19 protein-coding genes are annotated in these 18,611 nt (G+C 66.6%); 4 read left to right on the top strand and 15 right to left on the bottom strand.

Annotation, left to right across the window (positions count from 1 at the left end; genetic code table 11):
• On the top strand, window positions 1-459 hold a 459-nt coding region (locus tag ACRDU5_RS01525), incomplete at its 5' end, for a TetR/AcrR family transcriptional regulator (RefSeq protein WP_526612454.1).
• Between the two features lie 94 nt (window positions 460-553).
• Here the strand turns inward: ACRDU5_RS01525 and ACRDU5_RS01520 are convergent.
• The 7 genes from ACRDU5_RS01520 to ACRDU5_RS01490 form a co-directional block, all read right to left on the bottom strand.
• Entirely contained in the window at window positions 554-1,039 is a 486-nt protein-coding gene (locus ACRDU5_RS01520; RefSeq protein WP_526612453.1) for a Dps family protein, read from the bottom strand.
• Between the two features lie 55 nt (window positions 1,040-1,094).
• Complete coding sequence (locus ACRDU5_RS01515; protein ID WP_526612452.1) at window positions 1,095-2,897, bottom strand: DUF2339 domain-containing protein; 1,803 nt, start codon at window positions 2,895-2,897, stop codon at window positions 1,095-1,097.
• 69 nt (window positions 2,898-2,966) lie between these two features.
• Window positions 2,967-3,620 carry a response regulator transcription factor gene (locus ACRDU5_RS01510; protein WP_526612451.1) on the bottom strand — a complete coding sequence of 218 codons (654 nt, stop codon included), beginning with the start codon at window positions 3,618-3,620 and terminating at the stop codon, window positions 2,967-2,969.
• On the bottom strand, window positions 3,593-4,720 hold the full coding sequence (gene macS / locus ACRDU5_RS01505) for a MacS family sensor histidine kinase (RefSeq protein WP_526612450.1): 1,128 nt from the start codon (window positions 4,718-4,720) through the stop codon (window positions 3,593-3,595). Before macS ends, ACRDU5_RS01510 begins: the two co-directional genes overlap by 28 nt.
• A gap of 5 nt (window positions 4,721-4,725) precedes the next feature.
• The gene (locus tag ACRDU5_RS01500) at window positions 4,726-5,478 is read right to left on the bottom strand and encodes an amino acid ABC transporter ATP-binding protein (protein WP_526612455.1); all 753 of its coding nucleotides are present in this window, start codon (window positions 5,476-5,478) and stop codon (window positions 4,726-4,728) included.
• Window positions 5,479-5,483: 5 nt separating this feature from the next.
• Window positions 5,484-6,416, bottom strand: a complete 933-nt coding sequence (locus ACRDU5_RS01495; protein WP_526612449.1) for an amino acid ABC transporter permease — start codon at window positions 6,414-6,416, stop codon at window positions 5,484-5,486.
• 15 nt (window positions 6,417-6,431) lie between these two features.
• The gene (locus tag ACRDU5_RS01490) at window positions 6,432-7,316 is read right to left on the bottom strand and encodes an ABC transporter substrate-binding protein (protein ID WP_526612448.1); all 885 of its coding nucleotides are present in this window, start codon (window positions 7,314-7,316) and stop codon (window positions 6,432-6,434) included.
• 155 nt (window positions 7,317-7,471) lie between these two features.
• On the opposite strand from ACRDU5_RS01490, the gene ACRDU5_RS01485 reads away from it, so the two are divergent.
• Window positions 7,472-8,077 carry an HdeD family acid-resistance protein gene (locus ACRDU5_RS01485; RefSeq protein WP_526612447.1) on the top strand — a complete coding sequence of 202 codons (606 nt, stop codon included), beginning with the start codon at window positions 7,472-7,474 and terminating at the stop codon, window positions 8,075-8,077.
• Window positions 8,074-8,586 carry a DUF4190 domain-containing protein gene (locus ACRDU5_RS01480; protein ID WP_526612446.1) on the top strand — a complete coding sequence of 171 codons (513 nt, stop codon included), beginning with the start codon at window positions 8,074-8,076 and terminating at the stop codon, window positions 8,584-8,586. The genes ACRDU5_RS01485 and ACRDU5_RS01480 overlap by 4 nt, the downstream gene beginning before the upstream one ends.
• A gap of 6 nt (window positions 8,587-8,592) precedes the next feature.
• On the opposite strand, the gene ACRDU5_RS01475 is transcribed toward ACRDU5_RS01480, so the two are convergent.
• Genes ACRDU5_RS01475 through ACRDU5_RS01460 form a run of 4 tightly spaced genes read right to left on the bottom strand, consistent with a single transcriptional unit; the run spans window position 8,593 to window position 11,729 of the window.
• The gene (locus ACRDU5_RS01475) at window positions 8,593-9,468 is read right to left on the bottom strand and encodes an acyl-CoA thioesterase II (protein WP_526612445.1); all 876 of its coding nucleotides are present in this window, start codon (window positions 9,466-9,468) and stop codon (window positions 8,593-8,595) included.
• Window positions 9,469-9,473: 5 nt separating this feature from the next.
• Complete coding sequence (gene pyk, locus ACRDU5_RS01470) at window positions 9,474-10,892, bottom strand: pyruvate kinase (protein ID WP_526612444.1); 1,419 nt, start codon at window positions 10,890-10,892, stop codon at window positions 9,474-9,476.
• A gap of 20 nt (window positions 10,893-10,912) precedes the next feature.
• Entirely contained in the window at window positions 10,913-11,329 is a 417-nt protein-coding gene (locus ACRDU5_RS01465) for a DUF2752 domain-containing protein (RefSeq protein ID WP_526612443.1), read from the bottom strand.
• Window positions 11,316-11,729, bottom strand: coding sequence for an NINE protein (locus tag ACRDU5_RS01460; RefSeq protein ID WP_526612442.1), 414 nt, complete (start codon window positions 11,727-11,729; stop codon window positions 11,316-11,318). Before ACRDU5_RS01460 ends, ACRDU5_RS01465 begins: the two co-directional genes overlap by 14 nt.
• A gap of 95 nt (window positions 11,730-11,824) precedes the next feature.
• On the opposite strand from ACRDU5_RS01460, the gene ACRDU5_RS01455 reads away from it, so the two are divergent.
• On the top strand, window positions 11,825-13,297 hold the full coding sequence (locus ACRDU5_RS01455; protein WP_526612441.1) for a flavin-containing monooxygenase: 1,473 nt from the start codon (window positions 11,825-11,827) through the stop codon (window positions 13,295-13,297).
• Here the strand turns inward: ACRDU5_RS01455 and ACRDU5_RS01450 are convergent.
• The 4 genes from ACRDU5_RS01450 to trpB all read right to left on the bottom strand — a co-directional run bounded on the left by ACRDU5_RS01450 (window position 13,294) and on the right by trpB (window position 18,543).
• Window positions 13,294-14,736 carry an HNH endonuclease signature motif containing protein gene (locus ACRDU5_RS01450; protein ID WP_526612440.1) on the bottom strand — a complete coding sequence of 481 codons (1,443 nt, stop codon included), beginning with the start codon at window positions 14,734-14,736 and terminating at the stop codon, window positions 13,294-13,296. The two genes, ACRDU5_RS01455 and ACRDU5_RS01450, sit on opposite strands and share 4 nt — an antisense overlap.
• An 86-nt stretch (window positions 14,737-14,822) precedes the next feature.
• The gene (gene lgt, locus ACRDU5_RS01445) at window positions 14,823-16,487 is read right to left on the bottom strand and encodes a prolipoprotein diacylglyceryl transferase (RefSeq protein WP_526612439.1); all 1,665 of its coding nucleotides are present in this window, start codon (window positions 16,485-16,487) and stop codon (window positions 14,823-14,825) included.
• A complete protein-coding gene (gene trpA, locus ACRDU5_RS01440; protein ID WP_526612438.1) occupies window positions 16,484-17,275 on the bottom strand; it encodes a tryptophan synthase subunit alpha in 792 nt (263 codons plus the stop codon). Before trpA ends, lgt begins: the two co-directional genes overlap by 4 nt.
• Window positions 17,272-18,543, bottom strand: a complete 1,272-nt coding sequence (trpB, locus tag ACRDU5_RS01435; protein WP_526612437.1) for a tryptophan synthase subunit beta — start codon at window positions 18,541-18,543, stop codon at window positions 17,272-17,274. The genes trpA and trpB overlap by 4 nt, the downstream gene beginning before the upstream one ends.
• Between the last annotated feature and the right edge of the window lie 68 nt (window positions 18,544-18,611).

Below are 18,611 nucleotides of genomic sequence, written 5' to 3'. Positions count from 1 at the left end.
GTGTTCGACCTCGGCGTCATAGCTGGCCGGGGTCGGCGGGCCTATGACCCCGACATCGCGCTGGATCAGGCCCGGGATACGTTCTGGCGGAAGGGATTTGCCGGGACGTCGCTGGACGACCTGGCCGCCGGCATGGGGATGAACCGGCCCAGCATCTACGCCGCGTTCGGCGACAAACGGGCGCTGTACCTGCGGGCGGTCGCGGAATACTCGCGGGCCAGCGTGGCCGCACTCGGCCGGCGACTCGACGAACCCCGGTCGCTGCGCGACGGACTGCGTGCCGTGTACCAGGGCGCGTGCGCCTTCTACCAGGCCGGCGACCAAGCGCCGAGGGGCTGCTTTCTGATCGGAACCGCCGTCACCGAAGCGACCCGCGACCCGAAGGTGCGGGCGGCGCGCGACGGGCAGTTGACTCCGCTCCCCCGGCCGCGCTGGCCCACATCGCGACCGCGACGCTGAACAACATCGCCCTGCGGGCACGAACCGGCGCGCCGGCCGCCGCGATCGATGCGCTGATCGACGCGACGATCGACGCGATCTGCGGTCCGGCGGCTTAAACCTTGCGGTTCTCCGACTTGATCAGCCAGGCCAGCTTCTCCAGGCCGTCGATCAGCTGATGCAGGATGTCGGCGGTGCTGGGGTCCTCGGCATCGACCCCGTCATGCACCGTGCGCATGGTGTCGACGGCCGCGTAGGCCCGCGCGGTGATCAGGTCGACGACGTCGGCGGTGCTGCGCTCGTAGGCCGGGAACTGCGGCAGCGTCGTGCTGCCCGCGACGGTGTCGGAACGCCCGTCCGGGACCGCATCGAGGGCACGCATCCGCTCGGCGATGGTGTCGCTGGCCTCGCGCGCGAAGTCGACGAGTTCGTCGAGCTGCAGGTGCAGGTCGCGGAAGTTCGTTCCGACCACGTTCCAGTGCGCCTGCTTGCCCTGCAGGTGCAGTTCGATGAGGTCGACCAGGACGCGCTGCAGGCTGTCACCGAGTTGGCGCGACGCCGCAAAGCCCTGGATATCGGTTTCGGTTCGACGTGTGCTCATGATCTGTTCAACGCCTCCTAATCTGGAATGAATCCAGATTAGCGTATGAGTGGCATCACACCTGCTGCTGGTCCTGCTGTGCCAGCAGCCGGGCGTAACCGGCTCCCATGCCGAGTAGCACCAACCCGACGACGATGAACACCGCGACCCGGAACATGCCGTCCAGCGTTCCGAGGTCGAACAGGAACAGTTTGGCCATCGCCGCTGCGACCAGGGCCAGGCCACCGGCAATCGGCAGCGATCGGTCGTCGCGCGACAACCGCGCCGCGTAAACGAACAACGCCGCCGCCATCGCGATCCAGCAGATCGTCGCTGCCATGTGGCCGGCGAAGAATCCGCCGCCCGTGCCACCGATCAGCACACCGGCGGTGACGGTGAAGGTGGTGATCGCATAGACGATCACCACTGCCGAGCCCGCCCACATGATGCGGACCCCTTCGTCGTCGACCGCGTTGCCGCCGGCGCGACGGCCGACCCACGACCAGACGATCGCGACGGCGCAGGCGATCAGCAGGATGCTGGCCACCAGCGTGGAGACCGCTTCCGGGGTGGCCAGCTCGGTGGCCCGCACCAACGAGCTGGGCGGCGCGTACCCGAGGTAGAACCCACCGCCGACGACGGCGAACCCGATCGCCGCCCACCGGGCAACGGCGTCGCGACGCCCCGCGATGGCCACCACGACCGCCATCGCCAGCAACACCGGCCCGGCCACCTCGCCGTCGAACGCGACGGTCACCGCGATCAGCGCGGACACCGCCGAGGTCGCCGACCAGATCTGCCGGACGACCTTGGTGACCCCGGGCAGCCGATCGCCGATCAGCACGATCGCCAGCATCGCGATTGCCAGGGCGGCGGCCATCAAGGCGGCGGCCACCCGGTCGACGGCCAGCGACGCGGACAGCACCGGAATCACGCCGGCCGTCGTCAGCAACGCCATCACCACCCGGTTTCCGGTGGCCGGCAACAGGATCAGCGCACCGACGATGGCCAGCACCGCGGCAATGCCGCAGGCACCCGCCAGCCACGCGTCGTTGCTGTCGCCGACGTGCGCCGCGGCCAGCGCCACCAACAGTGGAAGGGTCGCGGCGGCGATCCTGGCAGCGTGCAGCCAGATCCAGTCCTTGCCGAGCTGCGTGGGCAGCGAGGCCGCCGAGATGGCGAGCATGAACCCGATCAGCAACAGCGTGATGCCGTCGGTCACCGCCGGGGCGAGGACGATCAGCGGCACCAGCACCAGCAGGCCGAGGTGCTGGGAGTCCCAGCGCCGTGCCAGCATCAGGCCGCCGCCACCGATCAACGCCGCTAGCGCCAGGCCGACCGGAGCGGATACCCAGTCATAGATCGTGGTTACCGCGATGACATCCATGTACGCCGCCGCGACGCCGGTCGCCGCCAGCGCGATCGCGCCGACTCGCCCGCCCGGCCGGGCGTACAGCCAACCGGCGACGCCGACCAGCGCACCGGCCAGCACCGCGCCCGCGCCGACCCGGATTTCCGGCCGCAGGATCCCGGCCTGCGCCGCGAGCACCAGCAGCAGCACCACACCGATGAGGGTGACCGCGACACCGGCGACGGCCAGGGCCTTGCCGATCCAACTCGCGTCACGCGGTGGCCGCGGGGATTGGGGCCGGGGTCGCGGTGGCGGCGGCGGGGCGGCCGCCGGAGCGGCGTGCGGATGTTGCGGTGGCCAGTACGGGGCGGGCGGCGGTGCATAGGGCTGCGGCGCCGGAACTTGGGGCCGGTGGGCCAGCACTCGGTCCAACTCGGTGAGGTCGGCCGATACCCGGGCCAGTTGTTGGGACATTGCGGCGAATTCCGCGGAAAGCCGGGTGACGACGGCGTGATGCGGTTGGGTCATGCCGGTATGGTCGCAACGTTCGGGTGCCCGGCGGATGAGTAGGACTACCCAATCCCGCTATTCATCGGCCTATTCGTCTAAGCCGTGTTCGATGGCGTAGCGCGCCAATTCGACCCGGTTGGCGACCTGCAACTTGCGGAATGTGGCCTGCACGTGGTTCTCGACGGTGCGGTGGCTCAACGACAACCGTGCCGCGATCTGTTTGGCGGTCAGCCCCTTGGCGACGTGGCGCAGGATCTCGGTTTCACGCTCGGTCAGGCTGGGCGTCGAACCCGAGGCCGGGCCCTGCGCGATGCGCCGGTACTCGCCCAGCACCAGTCCGGCCAGGCCGGGCGTGAACACCGCGCGTCCCTCCGCGGTGGCCCGGACGGCGTCGCCGAGTTCGGATTTGGACGCGCTCTTGACGAGATATCCGGTGGCGCCGGCCTTTACGGCCTCCAGCACGTCGTCGCGCTCGTCGGACGCGGACAGCACCAGGATCTTCGACGACGCTGAGACCGCGAGCACCTCGGCGGTCGCCTGGGCACCGTCGCCGTCGGGCAGCCGCATGTCCATCACCACGACGTCCGGCTGCACGACCGCGGCCCGCCTGCGGGCCGACGCCACACCGTCGGCAGTGGCGACCACGGTGAAGCCGTCCTCGGCCAGGTCGCGAGCCACCGCGTCCCGCCAGATCGGATGGTCGTCGACGACCATCACCGTCGGGGTATCGTCAGTTCCCATTCCGTCCCACGTCCCGGCCCGGTGTTCAGCGTCGCGCTTCCGCCGAGCCAATTCATCCGTCCGACAATCGATTTGGCGACACCGACGCGCCCCTGATCCACCGCCTCCTCGAGCCGCCCGGCCGGGATGCCGATGCCGTCGTCGCGGATGCTCACGGTGACCGAGTCGCCGAGATCCTCCAACAAGACATACGCCCGGGCATCGGGTCCGGCATGGGCGACGACATTGTCGAGCGCATTGCCGGCCGCCGCAGACAACTCCTCAGCGACGTTTGCGTCGAGCAATACCGGGTCGGCCGGCACGCTGACCGATACTCGATCCGAGGCCCGTCGTCGCAGCAGGGCACCGACATCGGTCAGCCCACCTACTTCCGGCTCGGCGTCCGCGGAGCTCACCAGGCGTCGCAGCGCACGCTCCTGCTCGCCGGCCAATTCGGCCAATTCCGCTGTCTCACCGCCAATCTCGCGGCCGCGACGCGACATCAGCGCGAGTACCTGGATCGCACCGTCGTGCACCTGACGGGACAACCGCTCGCGCTCCTCGAGCGACGCCGCCAGCTTCGCCGCCCGTTCGAGTTCGGCGTGGGCGCGACGAGCGGTCTGCGCGGCCATCCCCACCGCCAGCCCCACCGCCAGCTCAATGACAATCGTGGCGTTGCGGCCGAGGTCGACGCTGATGTATCCCTTCAGCGCGGCGCTGGCCGCCATCACCACCACACCGGTGAGCATGCCGCCGATGGGACCGAACATGATCGCTGCCGAGATCGTCGCGTTGGTCGCCCACAGCGTCGTGGGCCAGGACTGGTTGTCCGCCACCCACTGGTCGGAGGCGATCAGCTCGGTGGAGAGCACCAAGGCCGCCACCACGACGATTTCCGCCAGCACCCAGGCCGGCGTGCGGCCGAATCCCTGGAGGTAGGCCGCCGCGCAGGCCACGCTCCACCCCATCAGTACGGCGAACAGCAGCCAGCCGATCGCGGAGTGCTCCAGGTCGCTGTTGATCGCGATCTGAAAGCCGAGCGCGTAGATGCAACTGAGCAACCGGAAGACCTGCGCCGCGCGCCATAGCGGCGTCGTTGGATCCGGTGCGCTAGCCTGCATAGGATCTAGAGCACCTTGGACAGAAAAGCTTTCGTACGTTCATGTTTCGGGTTGCTGAGCACCTCCCGCGGAGGCCCGTTTTCCACCACGACTCCCGCGTCCATGAACACCAGTTGGTCGGCGACCTCACGGGCGAACCCCATCTCATGGGTGACCACCACCATCGTCATGCCTTCGTCGGCAAGCTTTTTCATCACCCCGAGCACCTCCCCCACCAGCTCCGGATCCAGCGCCGAGGTGGGTTCGTCGAACAGCATCAGTTTCGGGTTCATCGCGAGGGCACGGGCGATCGCCACCCGCTGCTGCTGGCCGCCGGACAACTGGGCGGGATAGGCTTCGGCCTTTTCGGTCAAGCCAACCTGGTTGAGTAGGTCACGCGCCCGGTCGACGGCCTCGCGCTTCTTGACCTTCTTCACCTGCACCGGCGCCTCGACGATGTTCTCCAGCGCCGTGCGGTGCGGGAACAGGTTGAAGTGCTGAAACACCATCCCGATGTCGCGTCGCTGCTTGGCCGCCTCCCGGGTGGGCATCTCATGCAGCTTGGCACCGCGTTCCCGGTAGCCGATCAACACGCCGTCGACGTACAGCCGGCCGGCGTTCACCTGCTCCAAGTGGTTGATGCAGCGCAGGAACGTCGACTTGCCGGAGCCGGACGGGCCCACCATGCACAGCACCTCGCCCCTGCCGACCTCCAGCGTTATGCCTTTCAGCACCTCCAAGGCGCCGAAGCTCTTGCAGACCGCCTCGGCTTTCACCATTGGCGTCATGCGGCCGGTCCCCCCTTCTCCGCCAGCTGCGCCGAGGCCAAGGCTTCCAGCTGCTTGGAGGTCAGTTGGCGCGATGCACCACGCGAGTAGTAGCGCTCCAGGTAGTACTGGCCGACCATCAGAATGCTCGTCAACACCAGGTACCAGGCCACCGCCACCAGCGCCAGCGGCACCGGCTCGAACTCCCGCGCGGCGATTTCGCGCATGGCAATGCTGTACAGGTCGTAGCTGTACGGGACGGCGGTCACCAGCGATGTGGTCTTCAGCATGCTGATGACCTCGTTGCCGGTCGGCGGGATGATCACCCGCATCGCCTGCGGAAGCACCGTGCGGCGCATCGTGAGTCCCCACGACATGCCCAACGCCATCGACGCCTCCGACTGACCCTCCGGCACGGAATTGATTCCGGCACGGATGATTTCGGCCATATAGGCGGCCTCATTGAGGGCCAGGCCGAGCATCGCGAGGACGAAGAAGTTCGGACTCGTCAGTTGAATGTCGAAGAACGTCGGGCCAAACGGGACGCCTAGCTGAATGTTCCGGTAAATCGTGGGAATCAGGCCCCAGAACGCCAACTGCACGTAGATTGGCGTGCCGCGGAAGATCCACAGGTAGACCCATGCCACCGACTTGAACACCGGGTTCGGCGACAGCCGCATCACCGCGAGAATCACGCCGAGCACGATCGCCAGCACCATGGCGTAGACGGTGAGCTGCAGGGTGATCAATACACCCGTCAGGATCCGCTCGTTGAACAGGTATTCCCCGAAGACCTGCCACCGGTAGAGCGGATTGGAAGCCACCCCGTAGAGGAACAGGCCCAACGAGATGACGATGACGACCGCCGCCACCCACCGCCACGGATGACGCAGCGGGACGGCATCGATCGCGGCCGGGCTGCTGGATGGCGACGTGTCGACATCAGTCATTTCGGCGCCCCGAACTCAGTTGATCGCGCCGTTGATCACCGGCTTGTCGATCATCCCGGACTCGACACCCCAGTTGGTCGCGATCTGCTTGTAGGTGCCGTTCGCGATCAGGTGCTCGAGGGCCTGCTGGAGCGACTGCGCGAGCGGCGACCCCTTCTTCACCGGCCAGCCGTAGGGCGCGGCTTCGGCGATCTCGCCCGCGGCCTCCAGCTTGCCGTTGCTCTGCTTGATGGCGTACGCGGTGACCGGTGAGTCCGCCGACATCGCGTCGGCCTGGCCGACAATTACGGCGTTGGTCGCGGCGTCCTGGGCGTCGAACTTCACGATCTCGATCGCCGGCTGGCCCGCATCCGTGCACGCCTTGCTCTTTGCCGGTAGCTCTTCGGTCTCCTCGACCGTGGTGGCCTGCACCGCCACCTTCTTTCCGCAGGCGTTGTTCGGGTCGATCGGCGCGCCCGGCCGCTGCGCCCACAGGATGCCGGCCGAGAAGTAGGTCACGAAGTCGACGGTTTCCTCGCGCTCCTTGGTGTCGGTGAACGACGACATGCCGACGTTGAAGGTGTCGCCCTGGATCGACGGGATGATCTTGGCGAAGTCCGCCTCGCGGTATTCCGGAGTCAGGCCGAGGGTGCCGGCGATCGCGTTCATCAGATCGACGTCGAAGCCGACGATCGTGCCGCTGGGGTCCTTGAACTCGTTTGGCGCATACGGAATGTTGACGCCGACGATCAGCTTCCCCGAAGACTTGATGGGCTCGGGCACGGTATTCGCGATCGCATCGACCTTCTCGGCGGTCACGGGCGTGCTCCCGGGCGCCGACTCGCTCGGATCGGATTCACTTGAACAGCCCGAAACGGCGAGAGCGCCGGCCGCAACGAACACCACTGCGACGCGCCACATCTTCCGCCGACGGTCCCCAGTTCTACCTAACACGGTTGCCTCATCTCTCTGCGTTGGGCGGTTAACGTAGGTGAACATTAACGACGATGACGGGGTTGCGCCGCACTTCCGCCTATTGTTCTGCCGGGCCGTTGGCGCTGTGAAACACTTTGATCATGACTACCGAAACCGCTCCAAGTCTGTTGCCGCACCTATGGAAGTCAGAGCTGGTGTCCGGACTGTTGGCGGTGATCCTTGGCATCGTCGTGCTTGCGTGGCCGGGCATCTCGATCCTGGTGGCCGCCATCGTGTTCGGTGCGTATCTGCTGGTGATCGGCATCAGTCAGGTCGTGATGGCGTTCAGCCTCAAGGTCAACGCCGGCGGCCGAATCTTGCTCTTCATCAGCGGTGCCGCGGCGTTGATCCTGGCCATACTGGCGTTACGCCGTTTCGGCGAGGGCTATGCGGTGTTGCTGCTGGCGATCTGGATCGGTGTCGGGTTCATCTTCCGCGGTGTCGCAACGACGGTGTCGGCCATCAGCGACCCCGACGTGCCCGGCCGCGGCTGGCACATCTTCATCGGCGTGATCAGCCTCATCGCCGGCATCGTGGTGATGGCGTCGCCGTTCGAATCGATCGCCATCCTCGCCCTCGTGGTCGGCATCTGGCTGGTCGTCATCGGGGTGTTTGAGGTCGTCTCGGCATTCGGCGTCCGCAAGGCCGCCAAGTCACCATCGGATCGAGCAGAGCCGGCAGCGCCCGCAGAGCCCGCAGCGTCATGACCGAGCCGGACAAGCCTCCCCAGCCGCAGCCGCCGTACCCGCAGCAGCCTCCGTACCCCGGGGGCTATCCGCCTCCGCCGCCGGTACCGTATGCGGGGTTCACCCCGCCGCCCACCGGACCCAAGAACGGGCTTGGCATCACCGCGTTGATCATTGCGATCGTCGCGCTGGTGTTCTGCTGGACGGTGTTCGGCGGCATCATCCTCGGCCTGGTCGCGGTGATCATCGGCTTTGCCGCACGCGGCCGGGTCAAGCGCGGCGAGGCCACCAACGGCGGGGTCTCGACGGCCGGCATCGTGCTCGGGATCTTGGCGATCGTGCTGGGAATCGTCTTCATTCCGATCTGGTACCAGTTCTTCGAAAGGGCCGGCGCCACCGACTACATCGACTGCGTGTCGCAGGCGGGCTCGGACCAGGAGGCCGCGCAGCGGTGCGCCGACCAGTTCCGGGAGCGCGTCGGGGACAGGTTCAACGTCACCCTCACCACGCCGGCGCCGGCTACGCCCTAGTCGACTTCATCGCTTTGCGCCTGGAAAGTATTTGACGATGCCTTCCTGCACCACGGTGGCCAGCAAGTGCCCCGCTTGGTCGAAGAAATGACCGGTTCCCAGACCGCGCGAATCGGCGGCCACCGGCGAGGACGTCGAGTACAACACCCACTCGTCGAACCGGATCGGGCGATGGAACCACACCGAGTGGTTGACCGTCGCGGCGAAGATCCGGTCGTAGCCCCACGACAATCCGTGCGTGGTGATGATCGAGTCGAGCACCGTGGTGTCCGATGAGTACACCAACGCGGCGGCATGCAGCACTGGGTCTGCTGGCAGGGCGCCTTCCGTTTTCAGCCACACCCGGTTGTGATCGAGCCGCTCGCCCTTGTCCCGCATCACCCAAGCCGGGTCGTTGGTGTAGCGCCACTCAATCGGTTGCAGGGCATTGACGAACTGCGGCACGGTCTCCTCATAGCCGCGAAGTAAATCGCCAATCTTGGGTAGGGACAACGGGTCTGGCACCTCGGGGGGTGCGATGCCATGCTCGAGCCCACGGCCGCCGTCGACGAACGAGACCATCGCCGTGGTCAGCAGTTCGCCGTCCTGCATCACGTCGACCCGCCGGTTGGCGAAGCGGCGCTCGTCCCGCAACCGGACCACGTGGAACTCGAGATCCTTCGCCGGGTCGCCGCCGGCGATGAAATGCACCGACAGCGCGCCGGGCGGACAGTCCCGGGTCAGGCTGCGGCTCGCCGCCACGAAAGCCTGCGCCATCATCTGGCCACCGAACGTGCGGGGCGGGTTCTTACTGGGGTGGGATCCGACGAACGTGTTGTCGTCGACGCGGTGGAGGTCGAGTACCGCCAGCAGTTCTTCGAAATCGCCGACCGGCACTCGCATTCTCCCTATACGTCGTCCTCCCCGATCCGATGCACGTGGATCAGGTTGGTCGAGCCTACTGTGCCCGGTGGCGCGCCAGCGACGATGACCACCAGGTCACCGCGCTTGTAGCGACCGAGGTCGAGCAGCGACTTGTCGACCTGACGAATCATGCCGTCGGTGCTCTCTATGTGCGGCACGATGAACGTCTCGGTGCCCCAGGTCAGTGCCAGCTGGCTGCGAACCTCGGGAAGGGCGGTGAACGCCAGCACCGGCAGCGGGGTGTGCAACCGTGCCAGCCGCTTGACCGTGTCACCCGACTGGGTGAATGCCACCAGCGCCTTGGCATCCAGCCGTTCGCCGATATCACGGGCGGCATACGAGATGACACCGCGCTTGGTCCGGGGCACGTGCGTCAGCGGCGGCGCGGCAACCGAGTTCTGCTCGACCGCGGAGATGATGCGGGCCATCGTCTTGACCGCCTCGAGCGGGTACTTGCCGATCGAGGTCTCGCCGGACAGCATCACCGCATCGGTGCCGTCGAGCACGGCGTTGGCGACGTCGGAGGCCTCGGCGCGCGTCGGCCGGGAGTGCTCGATCATCGACTCCAGCATCTGGGTAGCGACGATGACGGGTTTGGCGTTCTCCCTTGCCATTTGGATCGCGCGCTTCTGCACCAGCGGAACTTCTTCCAGGGGCAGTTCGACGCCGAGGTCGCCGCGGGCGACCATGATCGCATCGAACGCCAGCACGATGGCTTCGAGGTTGTCGACCGCTTCGGGCTTCTCCAGCTTGGCGATGACCGGCACCCGCCGGCCCACCCGGTCCATCACTCCGTGCACCAACTCGACGTCGGCGGGCGACCGCACGAACGACAGCGCGACGAGGTCGACGCCGAGCCGCATGGCGAACTCGAGGTCCTCGATGTCCTTTTCCGACAACGCGGGCACCGACACGTTCATCCCGGGCAGCGAGATCCCCTTGTTGTTGCTGACCGGTCCGCCCTCGGTCACCGTGCACACCACGTCGTTGCCGTCGATGTGTTCGACGACCAATCCGACGTTGCCATCGTCCACCAGCAGCCGGTCCCCGGGAGCGGCGTCCTGGGCGAGCTCCTTGTACGTGGTCGACACCCGGTCGTGGGTGCCCTCGACGTCGTCGACGGTGATACGCACGGTTTCGCCGTTGGCCCAATAAGTGGGCCCGGCGGCGAATCTCCCGAGCCGGATCTTGGGGCCCTGCAGATCGGCCAGGATGCCAACCGCGCGCCCGGTCACATCGGACGCCGCGCGTACCCGTTTGTAGGAGGCCTCGTGATCGGCGTATTCGCCATGGCTGAAGTTGAGCCGCGCAACGTCCATGCCGGCCTCGACCAGTGCCCTGACGACGTGGTCTTCACTGGTCGCCGGGCCCAGGGTGCAGACGATCTTTCCGCGTCTAGTCACGACGACTCAGCATAGTCCCGCTAGCCATCGACAAGCGTGGGCACCAGCGGGAACCCGGGCATGTTGCGTACGACCGTCCAGGTGATCGTGAGGACAGCGATGACGACGATCGCGGGCATCGTCATGATCGGTTGCCTGCGGCGCCAACGCACCAGGATCCACACCAACAGCGCCGGCAGACCCACCAAAAGGAAGACGTTGTCGACGACCGCGGCGGCGAGGTCGCCGTGCAGCACGTCGTGGATCATCCGGAGGCCGCCGCACGCCGGGCAATTCCACCCCGTCAGCAGCTTGAACGGGCATGCCGGAAAGACGAAGTCGGAGCTGTGCGGATCGGCGATACCCACGTATGCGAGCGCACCGCCCAGCAGCGCGCCCGCCCCGAGTGCGCTGTACAGCCGTCCCCGGCTGCTGATGTCGGCGCTAGGTTCCCTCACGAAGGGGACGTCCCTCCGGGTCACGGACTTTGTCGGTGAAGATGAGCACTGCGTCGACGATGCCCCAGATGACCGCACCGAGACCGCAGGTAAGAAGGCCGACGACCAGTTGGGCGATGCCCAGTCCGGTGTAGCCGAGGTAGATGCGTCCGATGCCGACGAGACCGAACAATCCGATCAATTGCAGCAGGCCGCCGACGATCTTGGACTTGTCGGACAGCGGCTCGCCGGTGAGCGGATGGCGGCCGTATGGCGCCGACGGATCGGCGTAGGGCTGTGGGTACTGGCCTGGTGGCGGGTATCCGGGCGGCTGCGTATACCCCGGAGATGGCGGCTGGTACGTCGGTTGTTGGGGAGGCGGCGTCCCACCCTCGGTGCCACCGGGCTGCGGCTCAGTCATGGTTCTCAGCATGCCAGAAAATCGGTCGTTCCGGAGTTGGCCGTTGACAACGCCAGTAAGTTCGCCGCTGAGGGTCAGGCACGGAAGGCGGATTAGTGACCAGGAACCGAGAGCCGAGGATCGTCATCATCGGAGCCGGTGTCGCCGGCATCGCCACGGCGGTTACGTTGCAGCGGGCCGGATTTCACAACGTCACCATCCTGGAGAAGGGCGCGGACGTCGGCGGGGTGTGGCACTGGAACCGCTACCCCGGGTTGACCTGCGACGTGCCCTCGCAGCTGTACCAGTTCTCCTTCGCGCCGAAACCGGACTGGACGGGTCTGTTCGCCTCCGGCGATGAGATCCAGCGCTACCTCCGCGACGTCGTCGACCAATTCGGTCTCGACGATCACCTGCGATTGAATGCCACGGTCGTCTCGGCCACATTCACCGGATCGGCATGGCAGATCGCAACCGCTGACGGTACCGAACATGAAGCCGACTTCGTGCTCGCCGCAACCGGCGTGCTGCATCACCCATACACGCCAGAAATTCAGGGTCTCGATACGTTCACCGGCGACGTGGTCCACACCGCGCGCTGGGATGACGACATCACAACCGACGGCCGGCGCATCGCCGTCATCGGAACCGGATCCACCGGTGTGCAGGTCGTCTCGGCGTTGCAGCGCAGGGCCGCCGCCATCAGCCACTTTGTCCGGACTCCGCAGTGGGTGATGTGGGTGCCAATGGGCTTGCGCCAGCCCGCTCTGCTCGGCAGGGCGCTGCGAAGGCTGCCACGGGTCAATCACTTCTTGTACGGCACCCTGCTTCGGGGATCGGGCATCCTGGCCGACGTCGCTACCCGGCCGAGCTGGCGTCGCCGGCTGGTACAGGCATACGCGCGCTGGTCGCTGCGGGTGCAGGTCCGGGGCCGCGAGTTTCGCGGCCTGCTCACCCCGGACTACCAGCCACTCTGCAAGCGCCAAGTGATATCGGGCTCGTACTATCGGGCGATCCGCGCACGCAACGCCGAATTGGTCATGTCGGCGATCGAGGAGATCACTCCGCGTGGCATCCGGACCGCCGACGGGCGCGAAACCGAGTTCGACCTGTTGGTGTTCGCCACCGGATTCCAGGCGCACAACTACATGCGGCCGATGAACCTGCACGGCCGCGACGGCCTGTCCATCGATGACGCCTGGGCCAAAGGTCCACGCGCGTACCGCATGACGGCCATTCCGGGCTTCCCCAACTTCTTCACTGTCCTGGGCCCCAACTCACCGACCGGCTCGATTTCGTTGCAGTACTCCGCAGAACTAACCGCGCGCTACATCACGCATTGGCTGCGGCGATTTCGCGACGGGGACATCGACACCATCGAAGTCACCGAGGAGGCGACCGCGAAGTTCAACGACGACGTCGCCACAGCACTCGGCCCGACAGTCTGGAATACCGGTTGCAACTCTTGGTATCTCACCGACGAGGGAAACGTCGACCTGTGGCCGTACGACCGTAAGACGATGACCGAAATGCTCAGCCGGCCCGACGATCGCCACTACCACATCGGTCGCGCTGCCAACACCGTCTAGAAGGGTGGTGGTTCGTGTTTGGTGTGGAGCCAGGCACGGAATTCTTGCTTGCGTTCGAGGAAGACGCGGACCTCGTTGGGCGCCCGCTCGCGGGCGATGCGATAGGCGCGGTCCTGGGCTCGCGTGCGCCTGCGAGTGGGCATCATCAGCCCACGATGGACGCTTGATTCGCCGGCCGACTCCGCCACCACGATTTGGCCGGTCGGTGTGGCGAGTGCGGGGAAGAACAGGCTCCCGCCCGGCTTGGTGGTGTAGATGCGCCCGCTGGGCGAGGTCCAGATCACGGTTCCGTCGGGTAGCTGGCGATCCGCCCAGCCGCCTACACCTGTCCAGAAGGTCTTGAGCAGATGGTGAAAACGGCACAGCAGTTTCAAGTTCGACGGATGGGTCGACCCGACCGGATATGCAATCGTGTGGTCGATGTCGCACACTTCGGCGGGCGCAGTGCATCCGGGGAACCGGCAGGTCAGATCCCGGCAGCGGACAAACTCGGCTAGTGCCGTCGAGGGCCGATAGCTCGGTTCGGCCACCGGGGGCGGAAGCGGCAGCGGCTTTAGTTTGGCGGTGGCGGCCAGTTCGCGCAGTAGCGGGGCGGGCACCGGCCCGAACCCGGAGAGATACCCGGGATTCTCCGAGTGCCCGTCAACAGCTGCTTGTTCGGCGAGCAGGTGGATGACAACCTCGCCCCAAGGCTTGGCGGCTATGCCGGCGGCCGGGCACTGCGGATCTCCGCAGCCACATTCCAGCCGGTCCTGCCCAGCGGCCATCGCCACTAGCGCGTCGGCGCGGCGCTGCCGGACGGTGCGCGAATCATTGCGGCACACTGTGGCCGCCACCGCATCCAGACGATCATCGACGACGACAGCATCCGTCACCGGCAGGCTGCCCCAGATGCCGGCCAGCCCCGCCCGGTTGACCGGACCGAACTCGACGCACCGGTCCTCCCGCGGGAAGCGCGGCTCACGCACTCCTGCCGGATCGAATTTCTCCACCCACATGTCGATGCGCTCGGTCAGCTTGGGCCCCGACATCCTCATCCACGCCGGCGCCCACTTCGCGAAAGCCGCATCCAGTCGAGCTAACGCGTCCTCGTCGTCGACGATGTCGCTGCGCTTGACCAGCGCGGCCATCATCCGGTAGTCGATCGCCCCGCTACCGAACACCGCAGCGACTTTCGGCAGCCGCTCCCGCAGCGGGATCGCGAAATCCAGCTGCCCGGCCGCCCGGCCCCGGCTGATGTTCAATTCCGCCGCGATCTCGGCGACCAGGCTGGTATGCCCATCGATAGCCCAATTGGTCCGCTCGACATCATCGTCAGGGGCGCGCCGCGCATACAGCTCGCCGATGGCCGCCAGCCGCCGCGCACACGCCGCACTCTCGTCCCGCGACGCCGACGCCATCACGTCGAGCACGCCCGCATCGGCCAAATCGTCGAACATGTGTTCGATACTATTCCGCCGCCCTGACAAACGTCATCTGGGCTGACCTCGGCTGTGGATGAATTCGCGACTGTGGATAAGTGAGGTCAGCGGCTGCGCCGATTACGGAACCAACGGCGTACGCGACCACCGGACTCCGCCTCTGGTTCGAGCACTTCGGCCTCGGCGTCCCCAGCAGTCTCCTGCTCATCGGCGGCCGCGGGTTCGGAATCCGGCTCAGGCGCTGCGCCTTCGTCGGCTTCGGGCTCGGGCTCTTCGTCAGTTTCGGCCGCTACCTCGTCAGCGACAGCCGCGGCCTCCTCGGCTTCCTCTACCGCGACCTCATGGGCCTCGGGCACCGCCTCCGCAACCTCGACCGCTTCCTCGCCCTCCACGGCACCCAGGCCTTCGGTCGGCTCGGCCGCCTCGGGTTCAGAATCCGCGACTTCTTCGGCCGCCTCGTCAGGCTCCGCTGTAGCTTCCTCTTCGACGGGTTCGGCAGCCGGCTCGGATTCCACCTCAGCCTCGGGCGCCGCCTCGGTGGCCTCGACCGCTTCCTCGCCCTCAACGGCACCCAGGCCTTCGGCCGGCTCGGCCGCCTCGGCTTCTTCACCCGCCTCCGCGAACGCAACGGCCTCCGCGATCTCTTCTGCCGGTGCGTCCGCGACATCCTCGGCAAGTTGTTCGGCTTCAGCGGCCGCCTCGGGCTCCTCCGGCTCTTCAGCCTCCGCCTCGGGCTCTGCCGGCTCTTCAGCCTCCGCCTCTGCCTCGGCAGCCTCGGCGTCTTCGTCCTCCATCTCGCCGGCGGCTTTCGCCGCCGCTACCACGCCGGTCGTCGAGGCGACGCCCGCCAACTCCTTGACGAACTCATCGAGTTCCTCGCGCTCCTCCGGCGTTACCGCCTCCTCGGGCCTGCCGCGGAGCTCGGATGGATCCTCGCGGCCCTTCGGCGCGACCATGATGTAGACCACGGCGCCGATGAACACGAAGACGGACACGAAGGAGTTGATTCGAATCCCGGCAATATGTGTCGCCATGTCACTGCGTATCAACTCGATCCAGAAACGGCCGAAGCAATAGGCGGCGACATACAAAGCAAAAAGCCGGCCATGGCCAATATTGAATCGGCGGTCGAGCCAGATGAGCAGCGCGAAAACCAAAAGGTTCCACAACAATTCGTACAGAAATGTGGGATGGACCACCTCGATCAACTGGCCCGTCGAGACGCCATTCAGTGGATCGAGCGCCCCGCTGGCGTTGCGCCGCTCGTAGATTTCCAGGCCCCACGGCAGCGTCGTCGTCCTGCCGTACAGCTCCTGGTTGAAGTAGTTCCCAAGCCGGCCGATCGCCTGCGCCAGAACGATTCCCGGCGCGATCGCATCGCCGAACGCCGGCAACGGAATCCCCTTCCGCCGGCAGCCTATCCATGCGCCGACGCCACCGAGCGCAACCGCACCCCAGATGCCCAGGCCGCCGTCCCAGATGCTCAACGCCGCACCGAGGCCGGCGCCGCCCGGCCCGAAGTATGTCGACCAGTCGGTGATGACGTGATAAAGCCGTCCACCGATCAGCCCGAACAACACCGCCGGCAACGCGATGTCATAGATGACGCCCGGCTCGCCGCCCCGGTTCTGCCAGCGCCGGTCGCCAATGACCAACGCGACGATGATGCCGACGATGATGAACAGGGCGTAGGCGCGAATGGGCAGTGGCCCCAGATACCAAACACCTTGCGACGGGCTCGGAATGTAGGCCAATGTCGTTGTAGTCATGCGGAAATCCTTTGCCGCACACCGTCGGCCAGTTCCTCGGTCAGCGCACGGACGGCCGGAATGCCGTCATTCAGCGCCGACACCAGGGCCGAACCCACAATCACACCGTCGGCGTAACTGCCGATCTGAGCGGCCTGCTCACGCGACCGCACCCCAAGCCCCACGCCGACCGGAATGTCCGACACTGCCTTGACACGGCGCACCAGTTCGGGCGCGGCCACCGACACCGCATCGCGGGCACCCGTTACGCCCATTGTGGAAGCGGCGTAAACGAATCCGCGCGATGCCTTGACCGTCGCCGCCAGCCGCTCCGGCGTCGACGACGGCGCCACCAGAAAGATACGGTCCAGATCGCGCGCATCGGATACCGCCAGCCATTCGGCCGCCTCGTCCGGAATCAGGTCGGGCGTGATCAATCCGAGGCCACCGGCCGCCACCAGATCGCGCGCGAAAGCGTCCACGCCGTAATGCAATACCGGATTCCAATAGGTCATCACAACGGCGCGGCCGCCGGCCTTGCTGATGGCCTCCACCGCCGCCAAGGAATCGCGCACCCGGACACCGCCGCGCAGCGCAGCCGCGGTGGCAGTAGCGATGGTTGGGCCGTCCATACCGGGGTCGGAATAGGGCACGCCGACTTCCACAACGTCACAACCGGATTCGACCAGCGCGGTCATCGCCGAGATCGACGTCGGCACGTCGGGAAAGCCGGTCGGCAGATAACCGATCAGCGCCGAACGCCCGTCCTGGCGACATGCGTCGAACAAGCCTGACAGCTGACTCGTCATGACTGGGTGGACCCCTTGCCGTCGAGCAGACCGAACCAGTTGGCCGCCGTCTCGACGTCCTTGTCACCGCGGCCCGACATGTTCACCAGAACGACCGATCCCGGCCCCAGTTCGGCGCCCAGTTGCACCGCGCCGGCCACCGCGTGGGCCGATTCGATCGCCGGGATGATGCCTTCGGTCCTGCACAGCAACCCGAACGCATCCATCGCCTCGGCATCGGTGATCGGCCGGTACTCGGCACGCCCGGTGTCCCTGAGGAATGCATGTTCCGGGCCAACGCCCGGATAGTCCAGGCCCGCGGAGATCGAATGCGATTCGATGGTCTGTCCGTCGTCGTCCTGCAGCAGATAAGAAAACGAGCCCTGGAACGCTCCCGGCGAGCCGCCGGTGAAGGTCGCTGCGTGCCTACCCGTCTCGACGCCGTCGCCGGCCGCCTCGTAGCCGACCAACCGGACACCGGGATCGTCGATGAACGCGTGGAAGATGCCGATGGCATTGGACCCTCCGCCCACACACGCGGTCACCACGTCGGGCAGCCGGCCCGCCTGGTCCTGGATCTGCACGCGCGCCTCCAGCCCGATGACCCGCTGAAAGTCACGGACCATGGTCGGAAACGGATGCGGACCGGCGGCGGTGCCGAAGCAGTAATAGGTGTTGTCGGCATTGGTCACCCAGTCGCGGAACGCCTCGTTGATGGCGTCCTTGAGGGTCTTCGAGCCGGAATCCACCGAGACGACTTCCGATCCGAGCAGCCGCATCCGCGCGACGTTCAACGCCTGTCGGGCGGTGTCGACGGCGCCCATGTAGACGACGCAGTCCAGACCCAGCAGCGCACACGCGGTTGCGGTGGCCACCCCGTGCTGGCCGGCGCCGGTCTCGGCGATGACGCGGGTCTTGCCCATCTGCCGGGCCAGCAGTGCCTGGCCCAACACATTGTTGATCTTGTGAGATCCGGTGTGGTTCAGGTCTTCTCGCTTGAGGAAGATCCGCGCGCCGCCGGCATGCTCACTGAGCCGGGCGGCTTCGTAAAGCGGCGACGGCCGTCCGCTGTAGTGCCGCTGCAGGCGGTCGAGCTCGTCGAGGAATTGCTGGTCACCGCGCGCTTTTTCGTAGGCGGCAGTGACCTCCTCGATCACGGCCATCAGCGCTTCCGGGACGAATCGCCCGCCGTACACACCGAAATGGCCTTTGGCATCCGGATCGTGGACCGTCGGTTCGGCGACGGCCGCGCTGGAATGCGGCAGATCCGGGCCGGCGAGATCGGCCACTTCTCAGCGTGCGGGTTTCGGGCAGGACGGATGCGTGCCTGCGGTAACCAAATCGGCGACGGCGCCGC

Source organism: Mycobacterium sp. (assembly GCF_050701515.1).
Lineage (GTDB): Bacteria > Actinomycetota > Actinomycetes > Mycobacteriales > Mycobacteriaceae > Mycobacterium.
This window is presented reverse-complemented; position numbering and strand designations above follow the sequence as displayed.